Genomic DNA, 10,235 nt, shown 5'->3' with positions numbered 1-10,235 from the left:
AAAGGGCGAGCAGCACAACAGATTTACCGCAGTACACAGCCGAGAACACCGAACGAAAGGCAGGACGACCATGGCCAAGGAGTTGCGCTACAACGCCGAAGCGCGGCTGCGGCTCGAGCGAGGGGTCAACGCACTCGCCGACGCGGTCAAGGTGACGCTGGGACCGAAGGGACGCAACGCGGTCCTGGAGAAGCTCACCGGCCCTCCGACCATCACGAACGACGGGGTGACCATCGCCCGCGAGATCCAGTTGCGCGACCCGTTCGCCAACATGGGCGCCCAGCTCGTCAAAGAAGTGGCGATGAAGACCAACGGGGTGGTCGGCGACGGCACCACCACGGCGACCGTGCTGGCGCAAGCAATGGTCCGTGAAGGTCTACGGGCGGTCGAACAGGGCGCCAACCCGATGCGGGTGCGTCGAGGCATCGAGCGTGCCATCGCCACCGTGATCGAGTCGCTGTCCGAGCAGTCCGTCGCACTCGGCGGGCGCAGCGACCTCGAGCGGATCGCCACGCTGGCCGCCAGCGACGACGAGGTGATCGGCTCGGCGATCGCGGCGGCCGTCGAGTACGTGGGTCGTAACGGTGTCATCACCACCGAGGAGAGCGACACGCTCGGGCTGGGCGTGGACGTGGTGGACGGCATCGAGTTCGACCACGGGTACATCTCCGGCTACATGGTGACCAATCACGAACGCATGGAAGCGGTTCTCGAGAACCCGGTGGTCCTGCTGACGAACAAGAAGATCACCACCGTTCAGGAGATCATGCCCAGCATCGAGGCGGCCAAGCGTGCCGATCGACCCCTGTTGGTCCTCGCCGAGGACGTCGACGGCCCGGCCCTGCAGCTCCTCGTCGGCGGCAACATGCACAAGACGATGCAGTCGGTGGTGGTCCGGGCCCCGGGCTTCGGACATCGGCGGGTGGCCGAACTCGAGGATCTCGCCGTCGCCCTGGGCGGTCAGGTGATCGCGAAGGACACCGGGCTGGAACTGTCGGAGGTCTCCGTCGAGCAGCTCGGCAAGTGCGACCGGGTGACCATCACCGAAGATGCGACGACGATCGTCGGCGCGCGTGGCGACCAGGGTCTCGTCGACGCGCGGGTGGCGCAACTCGAGGCCCAGCATGCCCGCGCCCGCATCGACGCCGACCGCGACAGCCTCGAACTGCGGATCGCGCGGCTGACCGGCCGGGTGGCCGTGATCCGGGTCGGCGGGGTCACCAGCGTCGAACTCAAGGAGCGCATGCTCCGCGTCGAGGACGCGCTGGCAGCGACACGCGCGGCGGTCGAGGACGGCATCGTCTCCGGCGGCGGAACGGCTCTTGCGCAGGCACATCGGGCGCTCGAGTCGCTCGCCGAGGTGTCCGGTGACGAGGGCGTCGGCATCGACGTCGTGCGTCGATCGATGGCCGAGCCGCTCTTCTGGATCGCCACCAACGCCGGGTTCGACGGCGACGAGGTGGTCCGGGTCGTGAGCGGCCTGCCGCTGGGGCACGGTTTCAACGCGATGACCGGTGGCTACGGCGACATGTTCGACGAAGGTGTCATCGACCCGGCGAAGGTCACCAAGGCGGCACTGGAGAGTGCCGCGTCCATCGCCGCCCTGCTGATCACCACCGAGACGGCTGTGGTCGAAGAGGTCCTCACCCACCCGGGCGCCATCGAGGCGCCCGGCTTCGGCGACCTCGCCGAGGGCATGGTCCGACCCTCCAACATCTACTAGGCCGGCCTTCATCAGGCCGCCACCGGCCGGCCCACACCGGCCGGTGGCCATCGACCCCGGCGGGGACGTCACCGCACGACGGTGACGGGGGCCGGTCGCGATCGGAATTCGTTCTCGGCGTCGATCGCGGCCGGCCCACCGCCGAGCCGTCCCGACAGGCGGATCCCGGCGGGTCAGCACGGTCCGTTTCGTCCGGCTCGACCCACCCCCGCCACCAGCCCGTTGTTCTGTACACTGCTGATGATGTGAGACGTACATCACAGTAGGGAGTTGTCTACCCCGGTGAATCATCAGCCCTCAGCCCAGGCCCGGAATTCGATCGCTTACGTCGCGCGGGCGCGCGAACGTTTCCTCAGCGACGACGGCGTAGCCGACGACCGTTTCGGCGGCACCGTCCGCGACGCGATCTCCACCTCGTGGAGACGGTCGCGGTCGTTCAAGGTGCAGGCGGACCGACTCGAACTCCCCTTCGTCCGCGAACCGAACACGGACAGCCCGTTGATGAGCGCGGCCCGTCCGGTGCTCGACCAGCTCGCCGTCGACCTCTCGGCGGAACCGGTGAGCATCATCCTCACCTCCCCCGACGGCGTGGTCCTGTCGCGCGCCACCGGCAGCCGGGAACTCCTCGGCCAACTCGATGCCGTCTCCCTGGCTCCCGGGTACAGCTACAGCGAAGAACACGCCGGCACCAACGGGATCGGCACCGCACTCGAGACCCGGCAGGCCACACTCGTCACCGGCGCCGAGCACTACGCCGGCTGCCTCGCTCAGCTCAGCTGTGCCGGTGTCCCGATCCGAAACCCCTTCTCCGGCGGCATCGTCGGCGCACTCGATCTCACCGGATGGGTGGAGGAGGGGGGTTCACTGCTGCTCTCCCTGGCCAAGTCGGCCACCGTCCAGATCGAGCAGCAGATGCTGACGAACGCCAGCGAGCGCGAATCCCGGCTGCTCGCAGCGTATCTCGCCACCTGCCGCCGTGCGCCGCAGATGATGGTCCTGGCGCTGGCCGCCGACGTCGTGCTGATGAACCGGCGACTGCGCCAGAGCATCGATCCGCAAGACCAGGTGTCGATGCTCGAGCACGCCGTGGACCAGACCCTGGACAATTCGTCGACCCGCCGGGTCAACACCCTGCCCAGCGGACGCGCGGTCCGACTCGCGCCGGTCGTCGAGTTCTCCGACACCGACGCCGGCATCGCGGTCTTCCACGTACACCTGATGGATCCCGGTCCGGCTCCGGAACCGCGACGCCGTCCGACGGCCGCGGCGACGCTGCCCGGCATCGTCGGCCGCAGTTCGTCGTGGCGGGAGTGTTGTCATCGCATCGCCCAACATGTCGGCGCGGGCCGATGGATCGCGGTATCGGGCGAACGCGGGAGCGGCCGGGCCGCGGTGTTGCGTGCGGCCGCCGGCCAGTACCGCCGCGGCACCATCCGCGTCTTCTCCGCCGAGGACTTCTCCGACGCCGACACCCTCGACACCTTCACCGCCGAGATCGAACGCGACGACTTCGCGATCATCCTGCGCGACATCGACGAGTTCGACGACGACATGTTGTTCGACGTCGCCGACGTGCTGCAGGGTCGCGAACACGCGGGCTGGCTCGGCATCACCCTGAGCACCGTCGACACACTGCCAGCGCTCGGCGCGACGCTGCTTCCGTTCTTCTCCCACACCGTCGAGGTGCCACCCCTCCGGCACCGCATCGAAGATCTACAGGTCCTGGTGCCCGCGATCCTGCGCCAGCTCACCCGCGGCAAGGAACTGCCGGTGGCGCCGGACGCGATGCGCCAGCTCAGCAAATACACCTGGCCGGGCAACGTCGCCGAACTGCGTCAGGCCCTGCGCGACGTGGTCACCCACCACCGTTCCGGGACGATCACCGTCACGCAACTGCCCCCGACGTATCGGGCGCAGAGCCGTCACACCCTCACCCGCATCGAGGCCCTCGAACGCGACGCCATCGTGCGCAGTCTCGAGGAGAACGGCCACAACAAACTCGCCGCCGCCCACGCGCTGGGCATCTCGCGCGCGACGATCTATCGCAAGATCAAGGAATTCGGTATCGACGTCTGACCACGCCGGCCGTGTCGCCGCTCGGGACAACCCACTGGCGAAACCCGGGTCGGGGCGAGCCCTGATGCCGGGGCATGATGGACGGGCGACGGACATCCGCGTACCAGCGTCCGCCCACCTGAACGACGAGGAAGTGCGATGACCACACCCATGTCCCGGCGGGACCTCGAGTTCCTGCTCTACGAATGGCTCGATGTCGAGACGCTGACCTCGCGGGAACGCTTCTCGGCACACTCACGGGAGACCTTCGACGCCGTGCTCGAACTCAGCGCCGACATCGCGATGAAGTGCTTCGCACCCGCCAACAAGATCGGCGACGCCAACGAGCCCTACATCGGTGACGACGGCAAGGTCGTCCTGCCCGACGAGATCGTCGCCGGCCTCACCGAGTACCGCAAGGCCGGTCTCATCTCGGCCTCCTTCGACGACGAACTCGGCGGCATGCAACTGCCCACCGTCATCCGCCAGGCCTCCGCCGTGTGGTTCCAGGCCGCCAACGCCGCGATGTCGTCGTACAACTTCCTCACCGTCGGCAACGCGAACCTGCTGGCCGAGTACGCCACCCCCGAGCAGCGCGACACCTGGGTCCGTCCCCTCGTCGAAGGCCGCTTCTCCGGCACGATGTGCCTGTCCGAGCCACAGGCCGGCTCGTCGCTGGCCGACATCACCACCAAGGCCGAACCCGCCGGCGACGGCACCTACCGCATCACCGGCACCAAGATGTGGATCTCGGGCGGAGACCACGAACTCACCGAGAACATCGTCCATCTCGTCCTGGCGAAGATCCCCGGCGGCGGCCCCGGCGTCAAGGGCATCTCGCTGTTCATCGTGCCCAAGTACCTCGCCGACGGAACACGCAACGACGTCGCGCTCGTCGGCCTCAACCACAAGATGGGCAACCGCGCCACCACCAACACCCTGCTCAACTTCGGCGATGGCACCTTCCCCGCCGACTCCACCCAGACGGCTCCCGGCGCTGTGGACGATCAGCCCGCTCGCTCCGCTCCCGGCGCTGTGGACGATCAGCCCGCTCGCTCCGCTCCCGGCGCTGTGGACGATCAGCCCGCTCGCTCCGCTCCCGGCGCTGTCGGCTACCTCGTCGGCGACGAACACCGCGGCCTGTCCTACATGTTCCACATGATGAACGAAGCGCGCATCGGCGTCGGATTCCTCGCCACCGCACTGGGTTACGCCGGGTACCGGGCCTCCCTCGACTACGCGAAGGTGCGTACGCAGGGCCGACCCGTCGACCACAAGGACCCGTCGACCAAACCGGTCCCGATCATCGAACACGCCGACGTGCGTCGCATGCTGCTCGCCCAGAAGTCCTACGTCGAAGGCTCTCTCGCGTTCGGGTTGTACTGCAGCACCCTCGTCGACGAAGCAGCCACCACGACCGACCCCGCCGAACGCGACCGGTTGAACCTGTTGCTCGAGGTGCTCACCCCGATCGCGAAGAGCTGGCCCTCCCAGTGGTGTCTCGAGGCGAACAGCCTCGCGATCCAGGTCCACGGCGGATACGGTTACACCCGCGAGTTCGACGTCGAGCAGTACTACCGGGACAACCGGCTCAACCCGATCCACGAAGGCGCCCACGGCATCCACGGCTTGGACCTGCTCGGGCGCAAGGTGATCATGCAGGGCGGGGCCGGTCTCGCCGCGCTGGCCGAGACGATCGAGGCCACCGTCGCCCGCGCACGGACTGTCGACGGACTCGACACCCTTGCCGACACGCTGCACGCGGTGGTGGACCGGCTGGTGAAGGTGACCGCGCACATCTGGTCGGCGGGCGACCCGAAGCTGTCGCTGGCCAACGCCACGATCTACCTGGAGACGGCTGGCCACATCGTGATCGCCTGGATCTGGCTCGAACAACTCCTCGCCGCCGACGGCCGGACCGGTGACTTCTACGACGGCAAACGCGCTGCGGCACAGTATTTCTTCCGGTATGAACTACCCAAGACCGGCCCACAGCTCGATCTGCTGACCGCACTCGACCGCACCACCCTCGACGTAGAACCGTCCTGGTTCTGACGCCGATTCCGACTCGACCGGCGCCCCGCGTCGGTCACCGTGCTGAGTACTCAAGGGAGACAACGATGTCCGTGATGGATCTGTTCGACACCACCGGCAAGGTGGTCATCGTGACCGGTGCCTCGTCCGGGCTGGGGGTCTCGTTCGCCCGCGGTTTCGCCGAGGCGGGCGCGGATGTCGTACTCGCCGCGCGCCGGGCGGAGAAGCTCGCCGACACCGCTGCCGCCGTCGAGGAACTCGGCCGCAAGGCGCTGGTGGTCCCCGCAGATGTCGCCGACCCCGAGCAGTGTCAGCGGGTCGTCGACGCCGCGATGGAGACCTTCGGCAAGGTCGACGTGCTCATCAACAACGCCGGCGTCGGGACCGCGTACCCGGCGACCCGCGAGACCCCCGAACAGTTCCGCGGCGTCATCGACGTCAACCTGAACGGCTCCTACTGGATGGCCCAGGCCTGCGGGCGGGTGATGCAACCGGGTAGCTCGATCATCAACATCTCGTCGATCCTCGGCATCACCACCGCCGGGCTGCCGCAGGCGGCGTACGCCGCGAGCAAGGCCGGCGTCATCGGCCTCACCCGCGACCTGGCCCAGCAATGGGGCGCGCGCAAGGGCATTCGCGTCAACGCCATCGCCCCCGGATTCTTCGAGAGCGAGATGACCGACACCTACCAACCGGGATATCTCGACTCCCAGATGCCCCGGGTACTCCTCGGCCGGACCGGACACGGCGAGGAACTCGCTGCCACCGCGATCTGGTTGTCCTCGGCCGCAGCCGGATACGTCACCGGCCAGACGCTGCCCGTCGACGGCGGCATCACCGTCACCTAGCATCGGGGAATCCACCCCTAGACTGGCGGCAATGGAGCCCTCATCTGATCCGACCGTGCCGGTGCACCCCACCCTGCGTGACCCGGTCAACAGTGTCGATCCACGCGCCAAGACCCTGTGGCGCATCGGCCCGCTCGTCCTCGGGGTCCTGGGCGTGGTCGCCGCCGTCGTGGTGGCCGTCGTCGTCGACCAGACGCGATGGATCGCGGTGCTCGCCGCGGTCGCGGTGGTCGTCGTGACCGTCGCCTGGGTCGCGATTGTCCCGCAGTGGCGTTACCGCTTTCACCGCTGGGAGGTCAGCGACGACGCGGTGTACTCGCAATCGGGCTGGTTCGTCCGGCACCGCGTGATCATCCCGATCGCCCGGATCCAGGTGGTCGACACCGAGGCCGGGCCGATCGAACAGTTCCTCGGGCTGGCGACCCTCACCGTGACCACGGCGTCGTCGGCCGGGACGATCCACATCGCCGGTCTCGACGCGGAGGTCGCACGGACGACCGCCGCCGATCTGACCATCCGCACACAGGCTTTCACCGATGACGCGACCTGAGCCGTTCGCCGTCGACGGGCCGGAGGACTGGCACCGGTTGTCGCCGTGGATGATGGCCGTCAAACCCGTCGAGCTCCTGCCCTCACTGATCCCGGTCGTGATCGCGCTGGTCTTCGCCGGCTCGGGCGCGCCGCTGTTCACCCTGATCGCCACCGCGGTCATCGTGCCCTTCGTGACGGTGGTGCCCTGGCTGACCACGCGCTACCAGGTCACCGATGAGCACGTCCGGGTGCGCAGCGGGCTCGTCACACGTAAGGTCGCGACCGCGCGCCGGGACCGCATCCGCAGCGTCGACCTCACCGCGTCCCCTGTTCACCGCGTGCTGAAACTGCAGAAGGTCAAGATCGGCACCGGAGGGGACGACGAGTCGTCGGCGGTCGTCCTCACCGCACTCACCGTCGACGAGGCGCGGGCGCTGCACGACAATCTGATGGCCACGCGCACCCTGCGGGGACCGTCGGCGCCCGCCGGCACAGACCCCGACGACCCGACCGCCCCGGTGGCGGCCGAGGACCTCACGGTCCTGGCGCGGTTCCAGACCTCGTGGCTGCGCTACTCCCCCTTCTCCGTCGCCGGGCTCGCACTGGCCGCGGGCGCCGCCGGCCTCGCCGCGCAGATCGCCAACGACGCCGGGGTATTCGCGGAGGGGATCGGATTCGCGCGCGATGCCGTCGACTCCATCCGCGAGACCGCGATCGGACTCGTCGTGCTGGGTGCCTGTCTGCTCGTGATCGTCGTCGGCGGAATCCTGTCCGTCCTGGGGTACGTCCTGAACTACTGGAACTTCCGGCTCCTCCGCTCCCCCGACGGGACCCTGCGCACCGAACGCGGACTGCTGACCACCAACGCGATCAGCTTCGATGAACGGCGCATCCGCGGCAGTCACCTCACCGAGCCGGTCCTCATGCGCCCACTCAAAGGCGCTCGACTGCAGGCGATCGCCACCGGCGGCACCAAGCACCCGCTACTGCTGCCACCGGCACCGATCGACGAGGCGATGCGCGTCGCCGGTCTGGTCACCGACGAACGCACCGAGCTCACCACGCCGCTCGTCGGACACGGCGTCACCGCCGGGCGGCGTCGTATCAACCGCGGATTTCTGTCCGGCGCAGTCGTGTTCGTCGCCATCGGCGTCGCGGTACTCACGCGCGCCCTGCCGGCGCCATGGCTGGCGGTGGGGGTCGTCGCCGTTCTCGGCTCGACGGCGCTCGGTGTCGTCCGCGCCCGGCACCTCGGGCATCGGCTGACCTCTCGCTCGGTGGTCATCGCACCGCCGAGCGTCGCGCGGCAACGCGTCGTCGTCGACCGGGACGGTGTGATCGGCTGGGCCAGCCGTACGTCGCTCTTCCAGCGCCGGGCGGGCGTCACCACACTCATTCTCGCCACCGCGGCGGGCGCCGAGCACTACCCTCTCGTCGACGTCGACGAGGAGACCGCGGCCGGCGTCGCCCGTGATGTCTCGCCCGACTGGATCCGCCCGTTCCTCGTGCCCTGACGACACCCGTTCAGGTCAGGGTCGTTCAGGTCAGGGGCAGGCCGACGGCGGCGGCGAGCAGGCCGAGCACCGCGCAGATGCCGAGGGTCCGGAGCACCGACTGCTTGAGCGGATAGATCAGGACGAAGGCGATCACGGTGATCACCACGGCCAACGGACGCAGGGTGTCGAGATGCGGGACCGCGAGGTGCAACGGCCCGGCGGTGACGACCGTGGTGTCCCGGAACAGCGTGTGCAGTGCGAAATACAGTGCGAGATTGGCGATCACGCCGACCACCGCGGCGGTGACGCCGTTCAGCGCGGACGTCAGATGCCGGTTGTTGCGGAGCTTCTCGATGAACGGCGCGCCGAGGAAGATGAACACGAAACTCGGCACGAACGTGACCCAGGTGGTCAGGAGTGCGCCGATGGTCGCCGCGACCCAGGGGTCGAGACCGCCCGGATCGCGATAGGCGCCGAGGAACGCGACGAACTGGACGACCATGATGAGAGGGCCGGGGGTCGTCTCGGCGAGTCCGAGTCCGCGCACCATCTCACCCGGCGTGACCCAGCCGTAGACCTCGACCGCCTGCTGGGCGATGTAGGCCAGGACGGCGTAGGCGCCGCCGAAGGTGATGAGGGCGGTCCACGTGAAGAACGTGCCCTGCTGGGTGAACACACTGCCCGTCCCCGTGGTCGCCACGACGATGCCCATCGGGATGATCCAGGCCAGCGCACCGACACCGAGCACCAACCCGGCGCGACGCCAGCTCGGGGATGCCGTGTGGATCGCGTCGTCGGCGATGATCGGCGCGGGCCCGTCGTCGGCGACCTCCTTCTGGGCAGCGACGACACGGCGGCCGGTCAGCCAGCCCAGGACGCCGGCCACAGCGATGACCATCGGGAATGGGACGGCGAAGACCGCCAGGGCGATGAACGCAGCGACCGCGATCGCGATCTGCACCGGCCCGGTGAGCGCCCGTTTGCTCACCCGCGTGACCGCCTGGGCGACGATGGCGAGCACCGCGGGGCCGATGCCGGCGAACAGGGCCGCCACGATGGTCGTCGCGCCGAAGGCGACGTAGATCGCCGACAGCCCGAGTATCGCGATCACCCCGGGCAGGACGAACAGGATGCCCGCGATCAGCCCACCGGCGGTTCCGTTGAGCAGCCAACCCACGTAGATGGCCAATTGCTGGGCTTCGGGCCCGGGCAGCAGCATGCAGTAGTTGAGGGCGTGGAGAAACCGGCGCTGGCCGATCCAGCGCCGGTCGTCGACCAGTGCTCGCTGCATCACCGCTATCTGACCCGCGGGACCCCCGAAGGTCTGCAGCGAGATCAGGAACCACGCGCGGGTCGCGGTCCGCAGCGAGACCCCCGCGGTCGGGTCGACGTGGTCACCCGACTCGACGGCCGCCGACCCTTCGGCCTCCGGCGGACTGTCCGCACGTCTCGACGCATCCGAACTCCCGGGTCGACCGGATCTCTCCGACATCGCCACTCGCACCCCTTCCACCACGCACCAACGTGCCCGCGTCGCCGCGATCGTGC

Annotated in this window: 7 protein-coding genes; 6 read left to right on the top strand and 1 reads right to left on the bottom strand. The window is 68.7% G+C overall.

Going from position 1 to position 10,235, the window contains the following annotated elements; genetic code table 11:
• Nucleotides 1-70 precede the first annotated feature (70 nt).
• From groL to M4D77_RS16145, 6 genes are all read left to right on the top strand, one after another.
• Complete coding sequence (gene groL, locus M4D77_RS16170; RefSeq protein WP_078113340.1) at nucleotides 71-1,723, top strand: chaperonin GroEL; 1,653 nt, start codon at nucleotides 71-73, stop codon at nucleotides 1,721-1,723.
• Between the two features lie 270 nt (nucleotides 1,724-1,993).
• The gene (locus M4D77_RS16165) at nucleotides 1,994-3,799 is read left to right on the top strand and encodes a helix-turn-helix domain-containing protein (RefSeq protein WP_078113339.1); all 1,806 of its coding nucleotides are present in this window, start codon (nucleotides 1,994-1,996) and stop codon (nucleotides 3,797-3,799) included.
• A gap of 138 nt (nucleotides 3,800-3,937) precedes the next feature.
• Nucleotides 3,938-5,833, top strand: coding sequence for an acyl-CoA dehydrogenase (locus tag M4D77_RS16160; protein WP_259936683.1), 1,896 nt, complete (start codon nucleotides 3,938-3,940; stop codon nucleotides 5,831-5,833).
• A gap of 65 nt (nucleotides 5,834-5,898) precedes the next feature.
• A complete protein-coding gene (locus tag M4D77_RS16155) occupies nucleotides 5,899-6,660 on the top strand; it encodes an SDR family NAD(P)-dependent oxidoreductase (protein WP_065631863.1) in 762 nt (253 codons plus the stop codon).
• A gap of 31 nt (nucleotides 6,661-6,691) precedes the next feature.
• A complete protein-coding gene (locus M4D77_RS16150; RefSeq protein ID WP_078113338.1) occupies nucleotides 6,692-7,210 on the top strand; it encodes a PH domain-containing protein in 519 nt (172 codons plus the stop codon).
• Nucleotides 7,197-8,705, top strand: coding sequence for a PH domain-containing protein (locus M4D77_RS16145; RefSeq protein WP_259936682.1), 1,509 nt, complete (start codon nucleotides 7,197-7,199; stop codon nucleotides 8,703-8,705). Before M4D77_RS16150 ends, M4D77_RS16145 begins: the two co-directional genes overlap by 14 nt.
• Nucleotides 8,706-8,730: 25 nt before the next feature.
• Here M4D77_RS16145 and chrA read toward each other — a convergent pair whose 3' ends face one another.
• Nucleotides 8,731-10,185 (bottom strand): chromate efflux transporter, encoded by a 1,455-nt coding sequence (gene chrA / locus M4D77_RS16140; RefSeq protein WP_259936684.1) that lies wholly within the window; start codon nucleotides 10,183-10,185, stop codon nucleotides 8,731-8,733.
• Nucleotides 10,186-10,235 lie beyond the last annotated feature (50 nt).

The sequence above is a fragment of the Gordonia sp. p3-SID1431 genome (assembly GCF_025143765.1).
In the GTDB taxonomy this organism is placed as follows: domain Bacteria; phylum Actinomycetota; class Actinomycetes; order Mycobacteriales; family Mycobacteriaceae; genus Gordonia; species Gordonia hongkongensis.
This window is presented reverse-complemented; position numbering and strand designations above follow the sequence as displayed.